Source organism: Holophagaceae bacterium, from assembly GCA_016720465.1.
In the GTDB taxonomy this organism is placed as follows: Bacteria; Acidobacteriota; Holophagae; order Holophagales; family Holophagaceae; genus JANXPB01.
The window spans coordinates 400,868-424,571 of sequence record JADKKO010000004.1 but is presented as its reverse complement, the minus strand read 5'-3'; the positions used below and the strand labels follow the sequence as shown (position 1 = coordinate 424,571).

At 64.4% G+C, this 23,704-nt stretch carries 22 protein-coding genes; 9 read left to right on the top strand and 13 right to left on the bottom strand.

The window, feature by feature from the left end; all coding sequences use genetic code 11:
• Positions 1 to 6: 6 nt before the first annotated feature.
• Positions 7 to 1,545, bottom strand: a complete 1,539-nt coding sequence (locus IPQ13_09260; protein MBL0211081.1) for a DUF1800 family protein — start codon at positions 1,543 to 1,545, stop codon at positions 7 to 9.
• A gap of 33 nt (positions 1,546 to 1,578) precedes the next feature.
• Positions 1,579 to 2,073: a hypothetical protein gene (locus IPQ13_09255; protein ID MBL0211080.1), complete on the bottom strand. Its 495-nt coding sequence runs from the start codon at positions 2,071 to 2,073 to the stop codon at positions 1,579 to 1,581.
• A 175-nt stretch (positions 2,074 to 2,248) separates the two neighbouring features.
• On the opposite strand from IPQ13_09255, the gene IPQ13_09250 reads away from it, so the two are divergent.
• Complete coding sequence (locus IPQ13_09250; GenBank protein MBL0211079.1) at positions 2,249 to 2,596, top strand: hypothetical protein; 348 nt, start codon at positions 2,249 to 2,251, stop codon at positions 2,594 to 2,596.
• 120 nt (positions 2,597 to 2,716) lie between these two features.
• On the opposite strand, the gene queA is transcribed toward IPQ13_09250, so the two are convergent.
• Positions 2,717 to 3,808, bottom strand: coding sequence for a tRNA preQ1(34) S-adenosylmethionine ribosyltransferase-isomerase QueA (queA, locus tag IPQ13_09245; GenBank protein MBL0211078.1), 1,092 nt, complete (start codon positions 3,806 to 3,808; stop codon positions 2,717 to 2,719).
• The gene (locus IPQ13_09240) at positions 3,805 to 5,607 is read right to left on the bottom strand and encodes an ATP-binding cassette domain-containing protein (protein MBL0211077.1); all 1,803 of its coding nucleotides are present in this window, start codon (positions 5,605 to 5,607) and stop codon (positions 3,805 to 3,807) included. The genes queA and IPQ13_09240 overlap by 4 nt, the downstream gene beginning before the upstream one ends.
• A 249-nt stretch (positions 5,608 to 5,856) precedes the next feature.
• On the opposite strand from IPQ13_09240, the gene IPQ13_09235 reads away from it, so the two are divergent.
• Positions 5,857 to 7,236, top strand: coding sequence for a 3-deoxy-7-phosphoheptulonate synthase (locus tag IPQ13_09235; protein ID MBL0211076.1), 1,380 nt, complete (start codon positions 5,857 to 5,859; stop codon positions 7,234 to 7,236).
• Here IPQ13_09235 and IPQ13_09230 read toward each other — a convergent pair.
• The 8 genes from IPQ13_09230 to IPQ13_09195 all read right to left on the bottom strand — a co-directional run bounded on the left by IPQ13_09230 (position 7,226) and on the right by IPQ13_09195 (position 15,395).
• Positions 7,226 to 8,038 (bottom strand): tetratricopeptide repeat protein, encoded by an 813-nt coding sequence (locus IPQ13_09230; GenBank protein MBL0211075.1) that lies wholly within the window; start codon positions 8,036 to 8,038, stop codon positions 7,226 to 7,228. The two genes, IPQ13_09235 and IPQ13_09230, sit on opposite strands and share 11 nt — an antisense overlap.
• Positions 8,038 to 8,703, bottom strand: coding sequence for a hypothetical protein (locus IPQ13_09225; protein ID MBL0211074.1), 666 nt, complete (start codon positions 8,701 to 8,703; stop codon positions 8,038 to 8,040). The genes IPQ13_09230 and IPQ13_09225 overlap by 1 nt, the downstream gene beginning before the upstream one ends.
• A complete protein-coding gene (locus tag IPQ13_09220; GenBank protein ID MBL0211073.1) occupies positions 8,693 to 9,232 on the bottom strand; it encodes a sigma-70 family RNA polymerase sigma factor in 540 nt (179 codons plus the stop codon). Before IPQ13_09220 ends, IPQ13_09225 begins: the two co-directional genes overlap by 11 nt.
• A 53-nt stretch (positions 9,233 to 9,285) precedes the next feature.
• A complete protein-coding gene (locus tag IPQ13_09215) occupies positions 9,286 to 10,320 on the bottom strand; it encodes a hypothetical protein (protein MBL0211072.1) in 1,035 nt (344 codons plus the stop codon).
• Between the two features lie 44 nt (positions 10,321 to 10,364).
• Entirely contained in the window at positions 10,365 to 12,164 is a 1,800-nt protein-coding gene (locus IPQ13_09210; protein ID MBL0211071.1) for a hypothetical protein, read from the bottom strand.
• Positions 12,154 to 12,879, bottom strand: coding sequence for a hypothetical protein (locus IPQ13_09205; protein MBL0211070.1), 726 nt, complete (start codon positions 12,877 to 12,879; stop codon positions 12,154 to 12,156). Before IPQ13_09205 ends, IPQ13_09210 begins: the two co-directional genes overlap by 11 nt.
• A 105-nt stretch (positions 12,880 to 12,984) precedes the next feature.
• A complete protein-coding gene (gene rnc / locus IPQ13_09200) occupies positions 12,985 to 13,710 on the bottom strand; it encodes a ribonuclease III (GenBank protein MBL0211069.1) in 726 nt (241 codons plus the stop codon).
• A complete protein-coding gene (locus tag IPQ13_09195) occupies positions 13,707 to 15,395 on the bottom strand; it encodes a protein kinase (GenBank protein ID MBL0211068.1) in 1,689 nt (562 codons plus the stop codon). The genes rnc and IPQ13_09195 overlap by 4 nt, the downstream gene beginning before the upstream one ends.
• A 198-nt stretch (positions 15,396 to 15,593) precedes the next feature.
• Between IPQ13_09195 and IPQ13_09190 the strand changes: the two genes are divergently transcribed.
• The gene (locus IPQ13_09190) at positions 15,594 to 17,048 is read left to right on the top strand and encodes a hypothetical protein (protein ID MBL0211067.1); all 1,455 of its coding nucleotides are present in this window, start codon (positions 15,594 to 15,596) and stop codon (positions 17,046 to 17,048) included.
• Here IPQ13_09190 and upp read toward each other — a convergent pair.
• The gene (gene upp / locus IPQ13_09185; protein ID MBL0211066.1) at positions 17,045 to 17,671 is read right to left on the bottom strand and encodes a uracil phosphoribosyltransferase; all 627 of its coding nucleotides are present in this window, start codon (positions 17,669 to 17,671) and stop codon (positions 17,045 to 17,047) included. The two genes, IPQ13_09190 and upp, sit on opposite strands and share 4 nt — an antisense overlap.
• Positions 17,672 to 17,904: 233 nt before the next feature.
• Here upp and IPQ13_09180 point away from each other — a divergent pair, with 233 nt between their 5' ends.
• The 6 genes from IPQ13_09180 to IPQ13_09155 all read left to right on the top strand — a co-directional run bounded on the left by IPQ13_09180 (position 17,905) and on the right by IPQ13_09155 (position 23,702).
• Entirely contained in the window at positions 17,905 to 19,341 is a 1,437-nt protein-coding gene (locus IPQ13_09180) for a histone H1-like repetitive region-containing protein (protein ID MBL0211065.1), read from the top strand.
• 87 nt (positions 19,342 to 19,428) lie between these two features.
• On the top strand, positions 19,429 to 20,721 hold the full coding sequence (gene eno, locus IPQ13_09175; GenBank protein MBL0211064.1) for a phosphopyruvate hydratase: 1,293 nt from the start codon (positions 19,429 to 19,431) through the stop codon (positions 20,719 to 20,721).
• Positions 20,718 to 21,023: a septum formation initiator family protein gene (locus IPQ13_09170; GenBank protein ID MBL0211063.1), complete on the top strand. Its 306-nt coding sequence runs from the start codon at positions 20,718 to 20,720 to the stop codon at positions 21,021 to 21,023. The genes eno and IPQ13_09170 overlap by 4 nt, the downstream gene beginning before the upstream one ends.
• Positions 21,024 to 21,033: 10 nt before the next feature.
• Positions 21,034 to 21,852 carry a hypothetical protein gene (locus IPQ13_09165; protein MBL0211062.1) on the top strand — a complete coding sequence of 273 codons (819 nt, stop codon included), beginning with the start codon at positions 21,034 to 21,036 and terminating at the stop codon, positions 21,850 to 21,852.
• Between the two features lie 195 nt (positions 21,853 to 22,047).
• A complete protein-coding gene (locus IPQ13_09160) occupies positions 22,048 to 22,845 on the top strand; it encodes a ParA family protein (GenBank protein ID MBL0211061.1) in 798 nt (265 codons plus the stop codon).
• A complete protein-coding gene (locus IPQ13_09155; GenBank protein MBL0211060.1) occupies positions 22,842 to 23,702 on the top strand; it encodes a ParB/RepB/Spo0J family partition protein in 861 nt (286 codons plus the stop codon). The genes IPQ13_09160 and IPQ13_09155 overlap by 4 nt, the downstream gene beginning before the upstream one ends.
• The last annotated feature ends 2 nt before the right edge of the window (positions 23,703 to 23,704 follow it).

The following is a 23,704-nucleotide window of genomic DNA, read 5'->3' as shown; positions in this document are numbered from 1 at the left end:
TGGCGATCAGTGCAATTGGGCGTGAGGAGAGCACAGGATCAAGAAGGCCAGCTCCCGCACCTTGGCCTGCGTGGCGGCGGAGCTGTCCCAGGTGAAGCCCGAGGTCCAGAGCCCGTTCAGCCAGTTGGCCTGCACCGGGGCCGGGACGGGCGCGGGTTGGAGCAGGGCCGCCAAGCGGTCGTAGACGGCCTGGGGCGAGGCGGGCGCGGCGGGGAACCAGCTCGCCACGGTGGAGGGGAAGATCATCTGGCTGCCGAACAGGATTTCCCCCAGGGCCAGGGAGGCCGCGAGCTTTCCGCGGTAGCGGGCCGTGTTGCTGTTGATCCACCCCGCATGTTCGGCCCAGCCGTTGGGGCCGGCGGGATCCAGCACAGCCTGGCCGGCATTTTCGAAGAACGGGACCACGGCCCGCCACGCGGGGAAGCTGGGAAGGGTGGGGACGACGGCCGCGGCGAGGCCTGGGCAGAGCATGCGGCTCATCCGGACGGTCCAAGCCACAGGCCCCTCATAGAGGTTGTAGCGATTGCCGGCATCGAAGAAATACGCTGATTTGAACAGGAGCTTGAGAATGGCCTTCAGGTCGAAATCCTGGGCCAAAATCAGGGACTGGAGATCCGAAAGCGCCGCGGAGCTGGCATTCGGATTCACGAAGAAGGTGAGCAGACGCTTGGCGAGGAAGGCCGCGCAGTTGGTGCCCCGCTGGGTGAGGATGGCGGCGACGCAGGCATCCCCGAAATTGCTGGGAGCCCCGATGTCGAAGGTCGTGCCGAGGAAAGCCACCGAGCCCGTCGCGTGGACGTTTGTGTTCACGCGGAAGGCCGCATCGTTGGGGCGCAGGAGCTGGGGGTTGTTGGGATCCGGCTGGAGGTCCAGCGGCGTGTAGGTCCAGCCAGACAGCGCCTTGGCGAGGTTCGTGATGTCCTGCTGGTTATAGCCGTTGTCGACGCCCAGGGAATACAGCTCCAGGATCTCCCGGGCGTAGTTCTCATTGGGAATGTCGATCGAGCCGGGCCGCACGCGGTTCAGCACCGTGTCCAGCCAGATCATCATCGCCGGATCCTTGCTCACCGCCAGGAGCAGGTCTCCGAACTTGGCGGTGCCCATGGCGCGGAACAGATCGATCTGTTTCACCGTGAAGGCGGTGTTGTCGACTTTTTCAGCGCCTGTCGCGAAGAGCTGATGGAAAAAAAGGGCCAGTTTTTCCTGGAGGGGATTCGGGTTGAACTGCATCCGCCAGGCGAAATGGCTCTGGGCGTTGGGAATGCCGCTCTGCCTCCGCCAACCTTCCAGGCGGAATGGGTGCGGGGCCGGATCCGCCGGTATCGCGCCCCGGACGGGGTCGTTGATGACGTCGGCCTTGGGCAGCGCGGCATTGAACGCGGCCATATCCGCGTTCTGGTCGATCCACGCGTCGATGGTGGCGCCGATCGGTTGCGCAGCCAGGGTGGCCGCCGCTTCCGGCGTCACACCAAAACCCGCGCGCCGCGCGAAATGCATCACATCCGGCGCGGCCCATGAACCTTGTTGGGCATCAAACGTGGCCATGGGTCCTCCTTGGCGGGAAGGGGTGGGATGGAGCTAATTGTTAGGGGCGCCGGCCTGGACCCAGGCGCGGATGTTGGCGATGGAATTGGCGCAGAGCACAGAACCCAGCGGCATCACATCGCCCGAAACCTGGCCGGACGAATCCCGGGGCTTGCTGCCGTCCGCGGGGGATATTTTCTCAATGAGCCAGGAATGGGCTGGGTCGCCGGGCTTGATTTCGACCCAGCCTGCCGGGGCCCGGCCCGCATTGGGATTGGTCAGATCCGAGTAGATCTCTGTGGCGGTGCGGTTGGGTGAAAAAACGATGCGCAGGACCCCGGTGCCGTGGCAGGTGCTCGTCGCGGATCCGCACGAGGATTGAAGGGCCGGCAGGATGTCGGCGCTGAATTTGGGCGCTGGGATAACCGCGGGCATGGGACAGACCTGGTTGGAAGGGGGCGGCGTGGTCCCCCCGCCGCTGCTGGAACCGCCGCCGCCGCAGCCGGAGAGCAACGCCAGAATTGGATAGATGAAACGGTGCGGGCGCATGGATCCTCGATGTCAGTCCCAGGATCTTGGAGGAGAACGGGCAGGGCAAGGGCAGGTTCATGGATGGACCCACGAGCCGCCGAAAGGTTTAGAAATCTTTGCGAAGGGTTCTCAAGGCCCTTTTGACGGCTTGGCGATTTTTGAACGGCGGCATAATCTCCAAGGGGAGGTTTTCGTGCAGCTGGAAGCACAAGGTCCGCTCTACGAGGGCGAACGCCTGAGGGATCTCATACTTTGCTACGCCGGGCCATGGGCCTTCGTCCCCTACCTGCGCAACCGCGAAGACGAGGAGATGCTCTGGAACGCCCGGCAGGGCGTGCTGCTGGCCCTCACGGAGATCATCATCGGCCTTGCGCTCGTGTTCTCTGGACTGTTCCCGATCTTCGGAATCCTCGCCCTGCGGGTGCTGCTCCCCATCTGGCTGCTCTGGTGCCTGGGCATGTCCGTCACCTCTGTCCTGCAGGCATCCAAAGGCAAGCGGCACAAGATTCCCGTGGTCCACCAGTTCATCGAATATTTATAGAGTCGGCGCTTCATCCCATGGGATCAGGCCCCCCCCCCCCACACAAAAAGGGGGGCCCCCCCCCCCCCGCCCCCCCCCCCGAACCCCGCCCCCGGGGGAGGTTGGGGGGGGAGGACAGGACTAGATGTCCTGTTCGATCGGGGGGTAGTCAGGACGGCGCGCATTTAAAATGAGCATGGCGTCGCCGTAGCTGAAAAACCGGTACCTCCGGGCCACGGCCTCCGCATAGGCCGCTTTGGCGAAGTCCAACCCCAGCAGCGCGGCAACCAGCACGAAGAGCGTGCTTTCCGGCAGGTGGAAATTGGTGAGCAGATGGTCCGCGGTGCGGAGCCTGTACCCAGGCTTGATGAAAATCCGCGTGGCGCCCGAGGCCTTGAGCCCGTGGCCGTCCCACGCCGCTTCCAGGGTCCGCAGGCTGGTGGTGCCGATGCAAACCAGGGGCCGGCTGCGGTCTTTCAATATTGGAGTCAGCGCCGAAGACGTGGATCCAGGGATCTCGAAGCGCTCCTCATGCATGGGATGGTCCTCGATGTCTCCGACGGTCATGGGGCGGAAGGTGCCGAGCCCCACGTGGAGCCTCACGGGCATCCAATCGCAACCCTTCGATTTCAGCGCGGCGATCAGGGCCTGGGTGAAGTGCAGCCCTGCCGTGGGGGCCGCCACGGCTTCACCCTGGCTCGCATGGAACGCCGTCTGGTAGCGGCTCTCGTCCGTTTCATCGGCCAGGTGCGTGATGTAGGGCGGCAGGGGAAGGCGGCCGATGCGGTCGACCGCGTCCCAGTCCAGCAGGTGCCCATCCCGCACCACGTGGACTCTTCGAAGGCCTTCATCCAGAGTGTCGCCGATGTGCAATTCAGCCTGCTCCGCGCCATCGGCCGGCGAGACCACCTTCACGATGGCGCCGGGTTTCAGCCGCGCGCCAGGCCGCACCATGGCTTCGAACGAGCCGTCGCCGAAGGCCTGCAACAGAAGGGCTTCACCGGCTCCCCCACCCTTGCGCCGCAGGATCAGCCGCGCATGGCGCACCTTCACATCGTTAGGCACCAGGACCGATCCGGCGGGAATGAGTTCCCGCAAGTCCCGGATCGCGCTGTGCGAGAGGGTCCGCGTCCGGGCATCCACCACCAGCAGGCGCGCGCCATCCCGTTCCGGCGCCGGATGCTGGGCGATGAGTTCCTCCGGCAGATCGAAATGGAAGTCTGAACGTTTCATTCGTGGAACTGCATTCCATGCAGCCGTGCGTATTCGCCCCCCAGGAGGAGCAGCTCGCCATGGGTGCCGGTCTCGGCGACGTGGCCCGCTTTCAGAACCACGATGCGCGTGGCTTTCTGGATGGTGCTCAGGCGGTGCGCGATCACCAGGGTGGTGCGGTCCTGCATGAGCGCTTCGAGCGCATCCTGCACCGCCCGCTCGCTCTCGGTGTCGAGCGCGGAGGTGGCCTCGTCCAGAATGAGGATGGGCGGGTCCTGGAGCAGGGCCCGGGCGATGGCGATGCGCTGGCGCTGGCCGCCGCTCAGGCTTGAGCCGGTTTCCGCCAGGGAGGTGTCATAGCCCTTGGGCAGCATTGAAATGAAATCGTGGGCATGGGCTTTCTTCGCGGCGGCTTCCACGGCCTTGCGATCGGCGCTTTTGCCATAGGCGATGTTGTCGTGGACCGTGTCCATGAAGAGCAGGGTCTCCTGGTTCACGAAGCCGATGATTTGGCGCAGGGCGCGGACATCGAACTCACGGATGTCCGTGCCGTCCAAGGTGATCCGCCCGGAGGTGGGATCGAAGAAACGCGGCACCAGGTTCACCAGCGTGGTCTTGCCGCCCCCGCTGCCGCCCACCAGCGCCACGGTCTCCCCCCGGTTCACCTCCAGGGTGATGCTGCGCAGCACCTGGTGCTTCCCGTCGTAGGAGAAGCCCACCTCTTCGAAGGCAAGCCGCTGCGGTTGGGCAGGGATGGGCTTGGGATCCGCGGCCCTGGGCAGTTGGGGTTCCCGGTCCAGCATGGAATAGACGCGGTCCAGGCTGGCGCTGGCCACCTGCGCGTCGTTGTTGAGCTTCGTGAGGCGGCGCAGGGGATCGTAGAGCGCGTAGACCGCCAGCAGGTAGGTGAAGAAGTCCGCGCCATTGAGGGTTCCGGCCTGGATGCCCTTCGCGGCGTAGAGCACCAGCCCCGCGAGCAGGCAGCCTCCGACGATCTCCATGATGGGCGTGCTGAGGGCCGAGGCCCGCGCGCTCTTCATCCCCAGGCGGTAGAGCTCCTCGTTTTGAAGGCGGAAACGGTCCAGTTCATAGGGCTCCCGTGCGAATCCCAGCACGACGCGGATGTTGGAAAAGACTTCCTTGAGGCGCTGGAGGAGGCGGCTGGAAGCTTCCTGGTTGCGGTGGTTCACGCGCCGGATGCGCCGGCTCAGGTTCTTCACGGGCAGCACCACCAGGGGCCCCGCGACGAGGAGCAGCAAGGTCAGCTTCCAATTCATGTAGAGCAGGTAGGCGAACATGCCCGCCGCGATGGTGATCTCCCGCATGGCCTCGGCCATCTGGTTGCTGGCGATGCTTTGGACCGCGCCCACATCGGCGATGCTGCGCGTGAGCAGTTCCCCCACCGGGTGCTTCTGGAAGAAGGCCGGCTCCATGCGCATGAAATGGGCGAAGAGGCGCTCCCGCAGCGCCTGGGTGGCCTTGATCCCGCTGCGGACCATGAGCAGCGTGCCGCTGTAGCTGAAGGCGCCCTTCAGCACGAAGATGGACACGAGCAGGGCCGGGACGAAGTAGGTGCTGTGCTGGAGCATCGAGCCTTGGGGCATCAAGGACATGAGCCAGGCCTTGAACTCGGCCATCTTCGCCATGGAACTCAATCCCGGCGCCCCCCCCATCTGCAGGTTGTCCTTGAAAACGAAGTTCAAGGTCTGGATGAGCAGGACCTGGCAGAGTCCGGCCAGCATGAGCAGCAGGAAGCCCCCGAGGTTCAGGGGCAGGTATTTCAGCAGGTGGTCCTTGAAGAACCGGCGGAAGACGGACATGAACCCCTAGCTTATCGGGACCGGACCCGTGCGGGCGGCCACCTTGATCCCGAAGGCCGTTTCAGGCATGGTGGATGAACGCATCAGGCGCAGCAGGACCCATGAACAACCTCCGGACCTCCTTTTATTGCTTTGGCTTTCGCACCTTGGCGCGAGTCGGAGGAGGCCTGAACTAACCCAGATCAGAACCAGACCTGAACCCCCGATTCGCTTCCAGCGGATCGGGGGTTTTCCTTTTCAGGAGCATCCATGCAAGCCATCGCATCTCTTCCCGAAACCGGCTCCAGGCCCTCGGCCTGGACACCGGGCAGTTGGCGGCGCAAAGCCGCTGCGCAACAGCCTCGCTATCAAGATGAGGAATTGCTTGAGGCGAACCTGCGCCAGCTTCGCCGCCTGCCGCCCCTGGTGGTGCCCGAGGAAGTGGAAGACCTCCGCTGCCAGATCGCGGAAGCGGGGGCCGGCAAGCGCTTCATGCTGCAGGGCGGGGATTGCGCGGAGCAATTCGCGGATTGCACTCCGGCCGCCATCTCCGACAAGCTGCGCATCCTCCTCCAGATGTCCGTGGTCATCACCCACGGCGGCCGCCGTTCGGTGTTCCAGGTGGGCCGCATCGCGGGCCAATACGCCAAACCGCGCTCGAAGGATTCGGAGCTGGTGGATGGGGTGGAGCTTCCAAGCTACCGGGGGGACCTCATCAATTCTGCGGAAGCCACGGAAGCCGCACGGCGTCCGGATCCGCGGCGCATGGTGGAAGCGTACTTCCACGCCTCCGCCACGCTGAATCACCTGCGGGCGCTCGTGGTGGGGGGCTTCGCCGATCTGCACCACCCCGAGCGCTGGGAGCTGCCGGGCTCGACCAGGAGCATCGAAGCCTACCCCCGCATCCTGGAACAGGTGAGGGAGTCCATCGACTTCATCGATGCCATTGCCGGGACCAAAGGCACCTACCTGCGGACCGGGGAATTCTTCACCAGCCACGAGGCCCTGCTCCTCCCCTACGAAGAGGCTCTGACGTGCGGGGCTCCAGGTGGTGGAGACCACTACAATCTGGGTGCGCACATGCTGTGGGTGGGCGAGCGGACCCGCGCCCTGGATGGCGCGCACATCGAGTACTTGCGGGGCATCCGGAATCCCATCGGCGTCAAACTCGGACCGGGCGCCTCCGGCGGCGAAGTCCGCGGGCTGCTGGCCGCGCTGGATCCCGGGAAGGAGGCGGGACGCCTGGTGCTCATACCGCGGCTGGGCGCGGATCGCGTGTGCGATGCGCTGCCGGGGCTCATCCGGACCGTGCAGGCTTCCGGCCACCCGGTGCTGTGGAGCTGCGATCCCATGCATGGCAACGGCCTGGTGACCGCGCGCGGGCTCAAGACGCGGGACTTCGAGCAGATCCTTTCGGAGCTGCGCCAATCCCTGGAGATCCATCGCGAGCTGGGTTCCAACCTCGGCGCGGTGCATTTCGAGCTCACCGGGCAGGAAGTGACGGAATGCCTGGGCGGCAGCCAACAGCTCTCGGAAGTGGACCTCCACCGGGCCTACGAAACCGGATGCGACCCGAGGCTCAACCAGACCCAGAGCCTGGAGATGGCCTTCCTCATTGCCGAGATGATGGGCGGCAGGGCTACTCGGTGAGGATGGTGATGCTGCTGTCCTTGTCATCCACGGACAGCAGGACCGTGCCCTTGGGAGCGTTCAGCGCCATATCCATCAACCGGTCCGGATCGATGCCCTTATGCCTCGCCTGCTGGATTTGGGCGTCGCTCATGTAGCCAGCCACCGCCTTGGCGAGGCCCATGGCCAGCCGGATCGTCACGGCGTCGGGCTTTCCCTTTTCCTGGATGCGCAGCACGAGGTAGCGTCCATTCGAAGCGGATGCCGCCGTCTTTGGTTCCACGCCCATCCCCAGCAGGGCGAGGCGGCAGGGCTCCGAACAGGATGCGGTCCTCAGGCCCTTCTGCAAGGCTTCCACCGCGCGCTGATCGCCCTTCTTGGAGAGTTGCAGGGCCGCGGCCACCTGGATTTCATCGGAAGGATCGCCCAGGGCGGAGATGAGCCCAGGCGTCGCTTGTAGGCTCTGGCCCTGGCGAAGGCCCCAGCAGTGGATGCGATTGAGCTTGGCCTCGCGGCCCAGCAGCTTCTGGTCCGGATGGAGGTCCAGGAATTCTGTGTAGGCATCCGCGGCGCTGTCCCAGCGCTGGTCTGATTCGAGCGTGGAGGCAAGCCAGAAGCGTACCTCCGGAAGCCGCGAGTAGGTCGGATGCTCCCGGAGGATCTGGCGGTAGACGGCCGCAGCCTCATACCAGCGCTGTCCGTAGCGGAGGTTCTTGGCCTGCCGGAAAAGCAGGTCGGCGGGACCATCCTTGGCGGGCGCGGCCAGGACCATGGGCGCCGCTGGCGCCGGCGGTTCCACCACCCACAGGAAGCATGGAAACATCAGGCCGTCTCCTTGCGGAGCAGCTTGCCCATGCGCTCGGCCTGGCCTTCAAGATTGTTGGCCTTGGCCCAGCGGCGGAGTTCACTCGCCCGTTCGGGGTTCAGGCAGCCATCCTCCAGAGCCAGCTCCGAAAGCCAGGCGTGGAGATCCGTGCGGATGGCTTCTGCCTCGGGCACGGGCGCGCCCTGGGAGGCCAGTTGGTGGCTCGCCAGCAGCAGGGAAACCGCCGCCTCGCGCTCCCTTTCGCGGTTTTCCTTGTCCAGGGCGCAAAGCTCGGGATGTTTCTCGAAATTCTTGAGCAGGTCGGACGTCTGCTGGAAGAAGCCGGCCCAGAGACGGTCCTGGGCCCGCTTGCTGGCTTCCTGGTCGATGCGGGCGACGTTGCGGCTCCGCTCGTTGAGGGTCTGCACGTGTTTCACGGCATAGAGTGAAGGGAGCAGCACCGCCGCGGCGGCTGCGGCTGCCAGCCACCAGGAGCCCGCCGTGTGCCGGGGTTTCAGGTCCTGGTCGATGGCGTGCCTGTGGGCTTGCAGCGCCAGGTGGAGTTCCAGCAGTTCGGCGAATTCCGCTTGGGCGGCGGGATCGTCGGGCCAGGCCTCCGGCTGCATCAGCAGGTCGAACGCTGCGGCGTCTTGGAGGTTTTTTGGGTCGAGTTCAGGCTTCATGGGGCACATCCTGGAAGGATGGAGTAAGGATCTTGCGGAGTTTGGCGAGACTTTGGAACAAAGTGGCCTTCACGGTGCCCTCGGCACAGCCGAGGTCTTCAGCGATGCGTTTCACCGGGTGTTCGTGGACGTAGTAGGCCAGGATCATGGCCTTCTGTCGGGGCGTCAGGCCGTCGATGGCTTCCTGCAAAGCCCCTAGCTTCCGGCCCTGGTCGACTTGCATCCAGGGTGAAGGCTGATGCGGGTCGGGTGCGTCAAAGAACTCAGGGGGGGCCACCTCCCTACCTCTTTTACGCAGATGGTCGGTCGCCGCATTAGCCGCCAATGTAAAAATCCATGCCGCCACGGGACGGCCCTCCTCGAAACGCTGGCAATGCTGGAGGCATTTGAGAAATACCTCCTGGGTGAGCTCCTGGACCACTCCGGTTTCCCCGCCCAGGCGACGGTAGATGAAGGCGAATACCGGTTTTTCAAAACGAGTCATGAGGTGGGCCAAGGCCTCTTCGTGGCCCGCCTTCAGGCGGGCCATCCAGAATTCTGGACTGGCCGGCGGTTCCAGGTTTGCTGCGGAGGGCGCGGATCTCATGCTTTGGGAGGTTTCCTCTTGGAGTCCATGGAAACCCATGATTGGCCGAAGCTCCCGAGAATCGCCTTGATTTGCTCGTTGGAGGCGCTGTACCGGACGCCGACACGGGTTTTTTCCTGCATCAATACCGGCGCCAGTTGTTGCTGGGCTCCCAATTGGCTCGCGGCGGCCACCAGGCGCTGGACCCAATGCGAGGCCTGGTTGATGCCTTCGGGCGAACCTCCGATGGCCAGTTCCAATCGATGTATCCCCTTGGGATCTTCGGCGTTTTTGGCGGGGGTCACGCTCCAGACCAGGGACTCCAGGCCTTTGGGGAATTCTTTGGTCAGTTCGCCAGGCAATTTGCCGCCGACCCCGGCCATGAGCGCATCGGGATTCACGTAACCGGCGATGGGGGCGGTGGCGTCGATCCATTCTCCGGCACCCAGGGCATGGGCGGCTTTGGGCCCTTGGGATAGCGTGCCCTGGGCGGCCCGCCGGCCCAGAGCCCGCAGGTCCCCCACGACGATACGTTCCTGGGGGTCCACCAAGGCGCGGATCTTCACCTTGTTGATATCCATCATCACGAACAGGGGGCAGTCCTTTTTATCCAGGATCAAGCTGCCTTCAGGCGGGAAGGACTCGGCGAGGGCCATCTGCAAGGCGCGAGGATCCTTGAACCCGTCGAACTGAAGCAGGAAATCCGCAGCCATATCCTCTGGGTTCGTCTTGCCTTTGGGAATATCGAACAGGAAGAGCGTGATGCGTCCGGTTTCACCTTCAGGATGGATCTTGGCCTTTTTCAGGAAGAGATCCAGCGTCTGCTCGGCCACGGGGATGCGCGTGATGGCCGATTGGAAATCAGGATTCTCAAGCAGCCAGCCGACCTGGCCCGAGATGGCCATGGAGCAACCCACAGGCGCCGATTGCAGCCAGGATGGAGCCTTGGAGCCTTTGGCCCTGCAACCGGGAACCACGACCAGCACCATGGCTGCGACGGTCAAGCCGATCCAGGTCTTTAAGGCGCCTCCCGCTGCTCTCCCCATACGCATCTTCAACTCCAGTGGTTTGGGTTACGGCCGGTTGGCCCAACTGCTTAGGCCAGGTTCCGGAGCGTGGCGGGCAGGTGGGGGCTCTTGAGCAACTGTTGCTGCTCGCTCTCCGACAGGAGGCTCCAGATCCGGATGGCCGAGTCCCTCGGGGTCTTCGGATTCAGCAGGAGTTCGGACATGATCGGCGGGTGGGCCATCATGATGGGGTGTTGGGCGATGATGGCCAGCACATTGCGCGGCGTCTGCTTGTTCCGGGCCAGACGCAGCAGGATGCTCGGATCCAGCTGCCGGTCCGACACGAGTTGGGTCAGCGTGGCTTCATCCTGGAGGATTTCAGCGGGCAGGTACCGGATAAGCTCTCCACCCGTGGAGCGCAGCGCGATGATGCGGTGGGAGATGTCCATGGCGAGGTACATGGCCCGGAGGGTGGCCTGGGCCTGGCTCTTGACCTCCATGTGCGGGATGCGCGGATCCCTCAGCACGTCCAGCAGGGCGCGGGGGGTCTGGAGATTGGCGAGCAGGCGCAGGGCCGTGTGTTCCGAAAGATGGGTGTTGTGGACCAGGGCTTCCTGGACCGCCGGGTTCTGTCCCCAGGTATGGTGGTTGGCCAGCCGCTCCCCGCGCAGTTGGTCCAGGGAAGGGATGGAGGCCAGCAGTTCCTTCGGGGACAGCCCGGGATTTTCGAGCACCACGAGAAAGACGCTGAAATCTGGATCGACCAGGGCGCTCAGCAACTGCTCCGGCGCCGTGGCCTGGTTCGCCGAGAAGACCCGGTCCTCGAGCGAGGTCCAGCGGCCTTCGGCCAGGGGGGCTGTGAAGCCGCTCGCCTGGCTGGACCGGCGCCGCTGCAGCCGGTCGTAGAAATACTTCACGACCCGGAGCATGTTGGGGGCGGACCGCTTGGCCCACAGGGTGACGTACTGGTATTCGGATTCATCCAACTGGGTGAACAGGCTCACGATGCGGTGGATGTCGGCGCGGCCGTGGGAACCCTGGTCCAGCCTGTAGAGCAGGTGTTCGGAAATCCCGAGCTTGCGGCAGAGGTCGCTGGGGCTGGAAGGCGCGTGGCGGATGGCGCTGCGGACGGCATCCCGGAAATACCATCGGGCCTCCGCATAGACTTCATCGAAGAATTCCTGGACCTGGCATTGCTGCAGGGAGGAGGCGAGGATCTCCTCGGTGACGATGGGGTTGTGCAGCGCGGAGGAGCGGATCTCGGGGTCCGGATCCGTCAGCAGGGTGCACAGCTCCTCCACTTGATGCGTGCTGGCCGCGCGCAACAGCATTTCCGATTTTGGAAGCGCGGGCGGGCGGAACGCCTCGGCCTGGGCGGGCTCCTGCGGCGGAGCCATGAGGGCTTCCCAATCCTGCTCCGCGCTGGGGAGCGGCGGCAGCTCCGCTGTGGTGCCCGTCGAGTGGACCTGCCTGGCCATCTGCTTGGCCTGGGCCTTCACGATGGGCTTCAGGTCGGGCCGGAGCTGCTGGTAGATGGTCTTGACGGTTTCGGACCGCTCTTCTTTCTCGGAGGCGGGCGCCTGGTCCAGCTCCCGCATCATGTCGAAGAGCGAGACCGCCATCTCAAGGTCGCGCCGGATCGCCTCGGGCGTGTGTTCGTTTTCGGCCAGGGCCTGAAGGATCGGTCCGTGGATGAGCCAGTGCGGCGTCCGCGCGATCAGGGTCAACAAGCGCGGGGTCGACAAGTTCCGCGCCAAGCCTTCGATGAGCTGCAACTGCTTGTCGGTGGGCAGCTGAGGGCGGATGAGCGCGAGATTCCGGAAATGCAACTGCTCCTGCCTGGAGAGCAGGTTCAGGAATGACAGCTCCTCCTGGGGCTCAGTGCTCATCTAAGCACATGCCCGACGGGAGGTGGTCCAGCAGCCGGGCATCTTCTAGAAACAGCAACGCATCCACTAGCACGCCGTTGAGTCCGCCCAAAGCGGCAGCCTGCTGGAGGTGCTCCCGGGTGAGGATGCTGCCGCCCATCAGCACCGGCAGCTTGGTGGATTCCCCGAGCTGTCTGGCGGTCTCGAAATCCGGGCTGGCGCTGGCATCCGAAGGGATATCCACGAAGAGAAGCCGCTTGAAACCATAGGCCCGTATCTTCGCGGCGAGGCTGTGGGCCTGGAGGCCTGCCTGGTCCACCCAGCCGGAACAATGCACTTCGCCGCCCCGGGCATCGATGGCGGCGGTGAGGTGGCGCTGGAAACGGGCCACCAGGCTCTCGACCATCAAGGGGCTCTTGTGCAGGATCGTGCCCACCACCAGCCAGGACGCCCCCTGGTCCACGAAGAACTGGGCCTGGTCGGAACTCCGGATGCCGCCCGCCACTTGCACGCAGACGGGGGAGGCCGGGGTCGAGCAGGCCTTCAGGATGCGCCCGATGAGTTCGCGGTTGTTGCCCGTGTTGTGGGCGGCGTCCACATCCACAAGCGCCAGGCGGGAGAGTCCGTGCCCCAGCAAGCTCGCCACGAGATCCATCGGCGCGATGTCGTGCGGGTGTGCGCCCAAGGTGGGTACCACGCGGCCCTGTTGGAGGTTGAGAGTTGGGAAAACCTTCACGGAGTCGTTCCTCGCAGCGTCTAGGCCCGCTTGGAGTTTACCCCGGAGCCTTGGCCATTTACCCAACAATCCTCACGCTTGGCAAGCGAGGGCGGTTAAATCCTATCAGGAGGCTTCCCCGGACGCGGCTCGGTCCAGTTGCTCCACGAGTTCCCTTGCGGCGAGTATCTCCGCCTGTTTAAGGCTGCCCGCGTTGGCCTCCGCTTGGAGTTCACCGACAGAGGCCCGCACTCTGAAGGTGGGCTGGTGGTCGGGCCCCGACCTGGAGATCTGTTCATAGCTGGGGGCCTGAAAGCCCATGGCTGCGGCCTTTTCCTGCAAGGTCGTCTTGCTGTCGCGATGCTCCCACATTCCGGGCTGCGCCGAGCGGATGGCCTCCAGATGCCGGCGCGCGACGAGGGCCATCACCGCATCCAGCCCCCCGTTTTTTGAATCTTCCGCATCCAGGTAGACGGCGGCCAGCAGGGCTTCGACGGCATCAGCCAGGGGTTTTCTCAACGCGCCCGGCTGCCTGGGCGCCCGGACCCCTGTGGTCAATGCGAGGCCCAGCTCCTGGGCCCAATCATGCAAGGCGTCCGTGCAGACCAGCAGGCCCCGCAACTTCGACATGGCACCTTCGGGCCAATCGGGCTGCTCCTGGTAGATGAGGCGCGCCACGCAAAAATTCATCAACGCATCGCCCAGGTATTCCAACCGCTGGTTGTCCAAGCCCCGGCCCGCGGAACCATGGGTCAGGGCCAGGTCCAGCAGGCTGGGGTCGCGGAACCGGTATTGAAGCGAGGCTTCCACATCCTTCCGGACATGGTCCTGCGGCCCCTTCGACCGCTTCATTCGTTGCCCTCAAGTCCTCCGGGGATGCGGTGGTTGAAGGCCTCGTTGTCGAGGATCGTCTTCAACTGGGCGTTGCCGCCTTCGAGTTGGGACATGGAAATCCCCTTGCTTTTCGCTTGGCGGTAGAAGGTCTTCATTTCTCCATAGCGCCCGGTCTTGTACGAGATGACCAGGGCCCAGCCATAGGCCCGGGAATTGTAGGGGTTCGCCGCTATCGCATTGCGTAGGCCTTCCAGGGCCTTGACGGGATTGCTGTTCGCCATGGCGGTGGCTTCGCTCATGGTGGAATTGCTCAGGCTCATGTGCTCCGCGGCGCTCAGGGTGCTCAGGCGTTCCGGTGAGAAGGGCCCGCTGGGAACAACTTCACTGGGGGCCTGCTGCGCGGGTTCCGAACGCGTGGCGGGCTGGAAGGGTTCTCCGGGCTTCAGGGGGGATTGCGGCTGCTGGGGGGCCTTGACCCCCGCAGCCATCCGTCCAGCTTGGTCATTCGCAACGGCTTTGGATTCGGGAGAAACGGGCATGATCGGATTGCCGTCAGGGGTTGGGTTCGCACCCGAAGCCGCCGTTGCGCTGAGATCCGGTGAACCCGCATCCTGGGCGGCGGTGGTCGGGTTGGACTGGCCCTGCCTTGCCTGCCACCAGCGCCATCCAAAGAATCCGCCTCCTCCCAGAAGAGCCACCACCACGGCCCCCGCCACGAGGACGGCCACCAGGGCGCCGGATCCCGATTTGGCCGGAGTGTGCGGACTTGGCCGCGAGGGCAGGGCAGGTGGCGTGACGGGCCCGGCCGCCATGACTTCGGTCGGGGGCAGCGCGGAACCCGTCGGGAGCACGGCTGTGGGGCTCGCAGAGACGGAAACGGGAGCGGCCAGGGCACCGCTTGGCAGCACCGCAGTGGCTTCGGGGACCACGCCCTGCCAGGTCGGATCTTTCACGGCGCGGAGCGCCTTGGCGAAAGCTTCACCGGTCTGGTACCGGGTCTCCGGATCCTTGGAGAGGCCCTGGTCGAGCACGCTCCGGACGAGGGGGCTGATGCCTTGCAGCATGCTCAGGTCGATGGGTTCCGGCGGCTCGTTGACGATTTTATAGAGGATGGTCGGGGTGGTGTCGCCGCTGAAGGGTTTGCGTCCGCTCAGGGCCTCGTAGAGCATGACGCCCACGGCGAAGAGGTCGCTCCGGGGGTCCGGTTTGCCGCTGCGGATGTACTCCGGAGCCATGTAGCTCACGGTGCCCATGACCATTCCCGTGGCCGTCATGTCGGAATTCGCAACGCGCGCCACACCGAAATCCATCACCTTCGCCCGCAATTTCTTGCCGTCGCGCTGGACGCGGATGTTCGTCGGCTTGATATCGCGGTGCACGATGCCCTGGCGGTGGGCGAAATCCAATCCGTCGCAAACCTGGGCGAGGACTTCCAGCACCTCGGTCCGCGACAGGGATTGATCCAGCAGCAATTCCTGCAGGTCGTGGCCCGGCACCAGTTCCATGGCGATGTACATCACGCCCTGGTCCTCGCCGAATTCATAGATGGTCACCAGGTTCGGGTGGTTCAGAGCGCCGGCGGCCTTGGCTTCGCGGGCGAACCGCTCATTGGCCTCTTCCCCTTGGGCAGCGCTCGGAAGGATGGTTTTGATGGCGACTTCGCGGCCGATGGATGGATCCTCGCCAAGGTAAACTTCCCCCATGGCCCCTTGGCCCAAAACCTTTTTGATGTGAAACTTGCCAAGTTTTTCAAACATGATCCATTCCCCCTTAAGGCTCATTGCCATGTTGCACACCAAGCATAAGACGTTCCTAAATGGAGGCCCAGGTAAAGACCAGTTCTTTTTAGGCAATTTACGCCCAGGTTGTGCAAAGATTTTTTCCACCAACCCGGAGGAATCATGACGGAAGCCCGCACCCGCCAATTCCTGCCGGCGCTCATGGGAAGCCTCCGCCAGGAAGCCCAGGACGGGGTGTTGGTGCTCGATCAGAGCGACGGCATCCGCTTTTTGTATTGGGTCAACGGCAACCTCGTCTATCTGAAGAGCGAAGTCGCGGGGGAACAGTTCGGGAACTACCTCATCCGCCAGGGCGTGCTGGACTGGGATGCGCTCCAGGAATTGCTGGCGGACAAATCAGGGATCCGGTTCGGAGACCGGTTGGTGAAATGGGGGCTGCTGAACGAAAAGGAGCGCGACGAGCATCTCTACACGCTGATGCGCCAGATCCTGCTCAACGCCATGGAGCATCCCATCCTGGAGATGAAGTGGAATGACGCCCCATTGGGCGGGCATCTCGACCTCGATCTCTACTTCCCCATCGACTACAGGCGCATCGTCTGGGAAACCTTCCAGGATCTGGCGACGCTTTCCGATGTCTGCGACCTGTTCCGATCCTCTCCTGACTGGCGGTGGGAGGCCCCGCCGGAGTTGTTGGATACCTTGAAGGATCTTCCGCTCACGCCCCAGATGGCCTACGTGCTGACCTTCCTCGGCAAGGAGCCCTTGGGTTTTGAAACCCTGGCCTCCCTCACGGGCATGGAGGAGGAGGAGACGGCGCGTCTCATCGTGGCCCTTTGGGCGCTCTCCGGGTTGAACTTGTCCAAAGGAGAGATGCCGTCTCCCGCGAGGCCCCGGAAGCCCAACCAGCCCATCACGCCGCCGATGATGCCGGTCCTGCCCCCGGCGTCCCCCGCGCCGCCCCCGCGGCTCGCCGCGCCGGCACAAGCCGCGCCTGCCCCGCGGGTTCCCGCGCCTGAACCAGTCGCGAAGGCCGAAGCGAAGCCCGCCGAAAAACCATTCCGCATCGAATTCCCGCCACCCGCGGCTGTTCCTGCTCCGAGCATGAAGGCCGAAGCTGCTCCGAGCGAAGGGGCAAGCGTCCCTGAACCCCCGGAAGAAAACCTCAGTCCCGAGCAGACCGCGTTGAAACTCTACAAGCGGGCGAAGTACCTGCTGATCCAGGACCGCACCAGCGAAACGGTGCGGCTGCTGGAGGAGTCCGTGAAGCTGGATCCCGGGGGGGCGGTCGCCTACGATTCATGGCTGCTGCTGGGAAGGCTCCGGATGGCCAACCCGGCTTGGCTCGTGCGGGCCATGGACGCCTTGCACGCCGCCAACCAACTGAGGCCCAAGGCGGGCGAGCCCTTCGCGCTCATGGGCGAGCTGTACCATCGCAAAGGCTTCAAACGGGAAGCCGCGCAGAATTACCGGAAAGCCATCGAGCTGAATCCGCTGCTCCCCGTTCCGCACGAGGTCGACATGACGGCCGCGGATGAAGAGCCCGAGGCCCCGAAGCCGAAGCCGGGGTTCATGCAACGCCTGATGACGTGGTGGGATCCGGCCAAGAATCCTTAGATCGTCCCATAGGTCCGGTCGCCGGAATCGCCCAGGCCCGGAAGGATGTACCCGTGCTCGTTGAGTCCCCGGTCCACGGCGCCGACCACGACGCGGAGGTCCGGGTGGTCCTTCTCCAGCCTCGCGAGGCCTTCGGGAGCTGCGATGACGGCGACCAGGGTGATGTTCTTCGCGCCGGCATCCTTCACTTCCTGGATGGCCTCGGAGGCGCTGCCTCCGGTCGCCAGCATGGGATCCAGCAGGTAGACCGCGCGGGACTCGAGCATGGGCGGAAAGTTCCGGTAGTAGGGCACGGGCTTGAGCGTCGCGTGGTCCCGGTACATGCCGATGTGCCCGACCTTGGCGGTGGGCAGCAACTTTAGAAATGGTGGAACCAACCCGAGCCCCGCCCGGAGCACCGGCACGAGGGCCGGGTCGTGGTTGGCGAGCATCCGGCCGCTCGTCTTCTCGAGCGGGGTTTCCACCTCCGCGGTTTCGGTGGCCAGGTTCCGCGTGGCCTCCACAGCCAGCAGGAGCCCCAGTTCCTCAGTGAGGGAACGGAAGTGGATCACGGGCGTGCGCCGGTCCCGCAGGAGCGCGAGCTTGTGATGCGCGAGTGGATGGTCGAGCACTAGGATCTGCATTTCGGCTCCAGCAGCGGGTTTACGGACAGCGGAAAATCACATTGAAGGGTTGCGCGAATGCCACCGCGGACTCAAGATTAGTTTGAAATGATTGATATTTTAGTTGACCCGAAAGGAATCGATGCTTTGATTGAATTTCAGCAGGCCAATCATTTCGCGTTCGGATCATCTGATTTTTTATCCGGAGTATGGATGCCAGGTGCAACAGGGTCAGCGATCATGGGGGCAGGAGAATGCTAAGGAAAATCGCCATCTTCAAGGCCCTCGATGTCGAGATCAAGAAGCAACGGGGACCTGCGGCGGTGAAGGAAGCATACCGGGGACACCACTCCCTGAAAGAAGAATTGAGCCAGCCTGGAATCACCGTGATCGCCGAAGTCGCAGGCGGCAATCCGCTGCGCGGGCAGGTCCGCGAAACCTACCGCGCGGCCACCCACGCGAAGAGCTTGGTCGACAATGGCGCGCGCGCGGTCTCGGTCGCCACGGACCGCTTCCTCTATTTCGGCGAGGACAAGCATCTATCGGAGGTCCGGGGGCAGGTGAAGAATCCCCTGCTCCGCCGCGACTTCATCCTGGAGGAGTACCAGGTGGAGGAGAGCAAGATCCTCGGCGCCGATGCCATCAGCCTCGTCGCCGCCCTCCTCACGGTCGAGCGGATGCAGGCGCTTTTGAAGCTGGCGGCGTTGAAATCGCTCGACGTGGTGGTCGAAGTGAGCAGCGAGAAGGAACTCCAGAAGGCCATAGAAGCGGGCGCCGACCTCATCTGCGTTGTGGGCCGGAATCTCGACACCTGGGAGCCCTCCTGGGATGCCGCCATCGCCCTGATCAAGAAAGTGCCGGCGAAAAAATGCCTCCGGATGATCGAATGCGGGGTCGGCACGCTCGCCCAGATCAAACAACTCGAGGCCATGGGCGTCCATGGCGTGATCATCGGCGACGCGCTTCTCGACGAGTTCTATCCGGGTAAGCGGCTCGCGCAGATCCTTGCTGGCGTTGAGTCTACGAAGAAACCGTCGAAGCCGAAAGCGAAGGCGGCCGAAGCGCCCGCGGCGGCCGCGAAAAAAGATTCTGAAATAAAAATCAAAGAGAAGGGTGCGCAATCCGCAAAATTGCCTACACTCAAAGCAACATCACCAAGCTCCACCTCAAACCTTGCCCGCAAGGGCCCTAAGGAGCCAAAAATGGCACAAACCGAACCCATGACCGCTGGCATGCCAGCTGCGCCCGCTGCTGCAGCGAAGAAGCCAGCCGCCAAGAAGGCCGCGCCGAAGAAGGCCGCCGCCAAGAAACCGGCCGCCAAGAAGGCCGCGCCGAAGAAGGCCGCGCCGAAGAAAGCCGCCGCCAAGAAGGCAGCCCCGAAGAAGGCCGCCGTGAAGAAGGCCGCGCCGAAGAAAGCCGCCGCCAAGAAGGCAGCCCCGAAGAAAGCCGCCGCCAAGAAGGCAGCCCCGAAGAAGAAGGCAGCGCCGAAGAAAGCCGCCGCCAAGAAGGCAGCCCCGAAGAAGAAGGCAGCGCCGAAGAAGGCCGCCGCCAAGAAGCCGGCCGCCAAGAAGGCCGCGCCGAAGAAGGCCGCCGCCAAGAAGCCGGCCGCCAAGAAGGCCGCGCCGAAGAAGGCCGCCGCCAAGAAGCCGGCCGCCAAGAAGGCCGCGCCGAAGAAGGCCGCAAAGAAGTAACGGGGCTTTTTTAGACCCTAACCGACCGAGCGTGATGGCCCACTTTCGAGCGGGCCTCACGCTCGGTCTCTTGAATTGGTGGTTGATATGAATCTCATCGAGCGTGTCTCGGCCTTGGAAGTCCTGGATAGCCGGGGGAACCCCACGGTCCTCGCCCGGGTGGAGCTGAAGAGCAGCGCGGGGCCGTCTTTCCTTGGCCAGGCCATGGTCCCTTCGGGCGCTTCCACGGGCACCCGCGAAGCCCTGGAAAAGCGGGACGGCGATAAAAAGCGCTACCAGGGGAAGGGCGTGCTGGGAGCCGTCCAGGCCATCAACACCGAAATCAACGAGGCCCTCGAAGGCCTGGACGGGCTCCAGCAGGCGGAACTGGACGAACTCCTGTGCGATCTCGATGGCACCGAGAACAAGGCGGAACTGGGAGCCAATGCGATTCTCGCCGTGTCCATGGCATTGGCGGACGCCGCGGCGAAGGCCACCGGCCAGCCCCTTTACCGCTACCTGGGCGGAGCCTCGGCCCGGTCGCTGCCGGTTCCCCAGATGAACATCCTGAATGGCGGGGCCCATGCCGACAACAACATGGACATCCAGGAGTTCATGGTGCTGCCCGTGGGTGCCAGCACCTTCGCGGAGGCCCTGAGATGGGGGGCGGAGGTCTACCATTCCCTGAAGGCGGTCCTGAAGGCCCGGAAGCTTTCCACCGGCGTCGGCGACGAAGGCGGCTTCGCCCCGAACCTTGAGAGCAACGAAAACGCCTTGGATCTGATCGAAGAAGCGATTAAAAAGGCCGGATTCAAGCCCGGCAAGGATCTCTACCTCGGTTTGGACGTGGCGGCCTCGGAGTTCCACCAAAAGGACGGTTATCACCTCGAAGGCGCCAAGAAGTCCTCGGCCCAATTGGTGGACTACTTCGCTGGACTGGTGAAGCGCCATCCGATCCTCACCATCGAGGACGGGATGAGCGAGGACGACTGGAAGGGCTGGAAGGACCTCACGGACAAACTGGGCGCGAAAACCCAGTTGGTGGGCGACGATGTGTTCGTCACCAATCCGGCGATCTTCGCGGATGGGATCGAGCAGGGCATCGCCAACGCCATCCTCATCAAACTGAACCAGATCGGCACCGTCACCGAGACCCTGAGGGCCGTGGACATGGCCCACAAAGCGGGCTACCGCGCGATCATCAGCCACCGCAGCGGCGAGACCGAGGATACCTTCATCGCGGACCTGGCCGTCGCCACCGGGGCAGGGCAGATCAAGACAGGCGCGCCGACCCGGACGGACCGCGTGGCCAAATACAACCGCCTGCTCCAGATCGAATGGGAGCTGGGCGCGGCGGCCCGCTACGCCGGCAAGGAGGCCTTCGGAGCCAGGCTGCGATGAACGCCAACTCGCTGCTGGAGTCCAGGGTCATCATGGCCGTCCTAGGCATCTCGGGATTCCTGTCGGTGGCGATCCTCTGGTCTCCCTACGGATTGCCGGCCCTCCATAAGCGCCAGCAGGAGTTCCAAAGGCAGCAGCAGATGCTCATGGACCTGAACCGGAAGAACCGGGAGCTGGCGCTGGAGGTCAAGCGGCTGCTGGACAAGGATCCGGAGCTGATGGAATCCCTCGCGCGGCAGCGTGGCTACGCCAAACCCGGCGAGACGGTCTACACCTTCCGGGACCATGGCGGGAAGCGGTAGGAATGGCGCTTTGCTGACCCTCGCGGCCGCCTCGGGCAATGTCTTCGCCTTCGCGTGGGCTCGCGACCTGCCCGCATCCTTCGACGGCCCAAGGTGGGCCAGGATCCTCTGCGCCAGGGGCTCGGGGCTTGGGCTCGACGGACTCTTCCGGCTCCATGCGGTGGAACCTGGAAAGCCATGGCGGATGGACCATTGGGACACGGATGGCGCCTTTTCTTTTTGCTCCAACGGAAGCCGCGCGGCCCTGGCGCTTCCAGGAGCGCCTGCGGCGGAATCCGTGGAGGCCATCTCCAGTGGCGAATCGATCCGCTTGCGCCGGAGCGCCGACGGACCGGACCTCCACATCGGCATCCGCATGCCCGAGGGCCCGGAGTCCGGCCTCAGGGCGCTGCCGGTCCAGCTCCAGGGACCCGCGGCCTTCGGGCTCGTCGGGAATCCCCAACTGGTCGTCGAAGTGGAAGACGTGGACTCGGTGGACCTGGCCATGTTCGCGCCGCCGCTGCGGCATCACCCGGCTTTTCCCGAAGGCGTCAACGTGAACATCCTCCAGCCCACCGGCCCGGGGACCGCGCGCATCAGGTCCTGGGAGCGGGGAGTCGAGGGCGAGACGCTCTGCTGCGGAACCGGGTGCGCGGTGGCTGCGGCCTGGATGGCCCAGCGGACCGGCCGTCCGTCGTGGCGGCTGCAACCCAGAGGCGTGGATCCGGTGGAAGTATCCGTGGTGCTCATGGCGGACGGATCCTGGCGGGAACTTTGGCTCACCGGGCGGGTGCGCATCATCGCCACGGTGGCGCCCGACGCCTCGCTGGGCCTAGAGCGTGTTTTATAATTCCCCCCCACCGCCCCAGCCCGAAGGGACGGGGGAATTTTAAAACACGCTCTTAGCTTGAAACCTTGCTCCCCGCCGGTCCGGCACCGGCGTGGAACGTGCTATCCTGGCGTGTTCCACACCCGAGGATGCCCGTGATCCGAGAAGTCATTCAGCGCTCTGCTGCCCCTCTGGGCCTCCGGGGCGGAGCCTAGGATGACTGCGCGCATCGTCGTATTGGCCAATCAGAAAGGCGGCGTCGGCAAGACCACGACCGCCATCAATCTCGCGGCTTCTCTGGCGATGATGGAAAAGCTGGTGTTGCTGGTGGATTACGATCCGCAGGGCCACAGCACCACGGGCCTCGGATTCCCCAAGCCCGACCACCGGGCCGGATCCTACGCGCTCATGAAAGGCGCGCCCGCCAAAGGGCTGACCCTCCACACCGAAGTCTCCATGCTCCAGGTGATCCCGGCGGGCAAGGATCTCGCCCAACTGGAATTCGAGCTCTTCGAGCTGCCCCAGCTGCAGGAGCTCCGCAGGGCCCTGGAGCCGGTGATCGAGAATTTCGATTTCATCCTGATCGATTCCCCTCCGGCCCTCGGCATGATCACGCTCAATGCGCTCACGGCCGCCGACGAAGTCATCATTCCCATGCCCTGCGAATTCCTGGCGATGGATGGACTCGCCGAACTGATGGAGACCATCCGGCGGATCCAGGCGGGGCCGAACCCGAACCTGGAGCTCGGCGGCATCCTGCTGACCATGGCCGAGGAGCGCACCAATCTGGGTTCCGCCGTGGCCAATGAAGTGCGCCAGGCCTTTCCCGGCAAAGTTTTCGGCACCACGATTCCGCGCAACATCCGCCTGGCGGAGGCCCCCAGCCACGGCAAGCCCGTGGCCTTCTACGACCTCAAATCCAAAGGGGCCCAGGCCTACCTGAATCTCGCCCGGGAGTGGCTGGGCCTCGAACTCGCGACACCAAGCCCAGCCTTGAATAGGGAGGCGGAATGAACCTCAAGCGCCAGGCTCTGGGGCGGGGGCTTACGTCCTTGATGAGCCAGCATGCGGCGGATGACGCCCCCCAAAGGGAAGTGCCGGTGGGTTCCCTGTTCCCCAACCGCCAGCAGCCCCGCACGCATTTCGACGAAGCGTCCCTGGACGAGCTGGCCGCCAGCCTCAAGATGCACGGCATGGTCCAGCCCATCATCGCCCGCAAGGTCGGCGAGAAGTTCGAGATCATCGCGGGCGAACGCCGGTGGAGGGCGGCCCGCAAGGCCGGCATCCCCATGGTGCCGGTGGTTCTGAAGGAAGTCCCGGATGACCGGCTGCTGGAGTTCGCCCTGGTCGAAAACATCCAGCGGCAGGAACTCAACCCTATTGAAGAGGCCAAGGCCTTCTGGCAGCTCGGAGAGCACCTGAGGCTGACCCAGGAGCAGGTGGCCGACCGCGTCGCCAAGAGCCGTTCCCAGGTGGCCAACACGCTCCGCCTGCTCCGCCTGCCTTCGGCCATCCAGGAGTTCGTGGCCGTGGGCAAGATCACCACGGGCCACGCGAAAGTGCTGATGGGCCTGCCGGATCCAGCGTTCATGGAGCAGATGGCCCAGGTCGTCATCCAGGAACAGCTCAGCGTCCGGGCTCTGGAATCCAAGCTCCAGCACCTCGAGAAGAAAACCAGCCCCAAGGGCCGGAAGAAGCACCCGAACACGGTCTTCATCAAGGCCGCCGCGGAGGAGCTGACCCTGGCCTGGTCCACGAAGGTCGAGATCAAGGCCAAGGGCAAAGGCGGCGTCGTCCTGCTCCACTACGGCAGCGAAAGCGAGCTGGACAGGCTGTTCGAAGCCATGAAACAAGGGCCGCGGAAGAAGTAGCC

What these genes read in the sequence shown, in the direction of transcription:
- IPQ13_09215 (MBL0211072.1), bottom strand. Translation starts at nt 10,320, where the DNA reads ATGCGTATGGGGAGAGCAGCGGGAGGCGCCTTAAAGACCTGGATCGGC.
- IPQ13_09255 (MBL0211080.1), bottom strand. Translation starts at nt 2,073, where the DNA reads ATGCGCCCGCACCGTTTCATCTATCCAATTCTGGCGTTGCTCTCCGGC.
- eno (MBL0211064.1), top strand. Translation starts at nt 19,429, where the DNA reads ATGAATCTCATCGAGCGTGTCTCGGCCTTGGAAGTCCTGGATAGCCGG.
- rnc (MBL0211069.1), bottom strand. Translation starts at nt 13,710, where the DNA reads ATGAAGCGGTCGAAGGGGCCGCAGGACCATGTCCGGAAGGATGTGGAA.
- IPQ13_09240 (MBL0211077.1), bottom strand. Translation starts at nt 5,607, where the DNA reads ATGTCCGTCTTCCGCCGGTTCTTCAAGGACCACCTGCTGAAATACCTG.
- upp (MBL0211066.1), bottom strand. Translation starts at nt 17,671, where the DNA reads ATGCAGATCCTAGTGCTCGACCATCCACTCGCGCATCACAAGCTCGCG.
- IPQ13_09180 (MBL0211065.1), top strand. Translation starts at nt 17,905, where the DNA reads ATGCTAAGGAAAATCGCCATCTTCAAGGCCCTCGATGTCGAGATCAAG.
- IPQ13_09190 (MBL0211067.1), top strand. Translation starts at nt 15,594, where the DNA reads ATGACGGAAGCCCGCACCCGCCAATTCCTGCCGGCGCTCATGGGAAGC.
- queA (MBL0211078.1), bottom strand. Translation starts at nt 3,808, where the DNA reads ATGAAACGTTCAGACTTCCATTTCGATCTGCCGGAGGAACTCATCGCC.
- IPQ13_09220 (MBL0211073.1), bottom strand. Translation starts at nt 9,232, where the DNA reads ATGGCCCGCCTGAAGGCGGGCCACGAAGAGGCCTTGGCCCACCTCATG.
- IPQ13_09195 (MBL0211068.1), bottom strand. Translation starts at nt 15,395, where the DNA reads ATGGGGGAAGTTTACCTTGGCGAGGATCCATCCATCGGCCGCGAAGTC.
- IPQ13_09155 (MBL0211060.1), top strand. Translation starts at nt 22,842, where the DNA reads ATGAACCTCAAGCGCCAGGCTCTGGGGCGGGGGCTTACGTCCTTGATG.
- IPQ13_09170 (MBL0211063.1), top strand. Translation starts at nt 20,718, where the DNA reads ATGAACGCCAACTCGCTGCTGGAGTCCAGGGTCATCATGGCCGTCCTA.
- IPQ13_09260 (MBL0211081.1), bottom strand. Translation starts at nt 1,545, where the DNA reads ATGGCCACGTTTGATGCCCAACAAGGTTCATGGGCCGCGCCGGATGTG.
- IPQ13_09160 (MBL0211061.1), top strand. Translation starts at nt 22,048, where the DNA reads ATGACTGCGCGCATCGTCGTATTGGCCAATCAGAAAGGCGGCGTCGGC.
- IPQ13_09230 (MBL0211075.1), bottom strand. Translation starts at nt 8,038, where the DNA reads ATGTTTCCATGCTTCCTGTGGGTGGTGGAACCGCCGGCGCCAGCGGCG.
- IPQ13_09225 (MBL0211074.1), bottom strand. Translation starts at nt 8,703, where the DNA reads ATGAAGCCTGAACTCGACCCAAAAAACCTCCAAGACGCCGCAGCGTTC.
- IPQ13_09210 (MBL0211071.1), bottom strand. Translation starts at nt 12,164, where the DNA reads ATGAGCACTGAGCCCCAGGAGGAGCTGTCATTCCTGAACCTGCTCTCC.
- IPQ13_09235 (MBL0211076.1), top strand. Translation starts at nt 5,857, where the DNA reads ATGCAAGCCATCGCATCTCTTCCCGAAACCGGCTCCAGGCCCTCGGCC.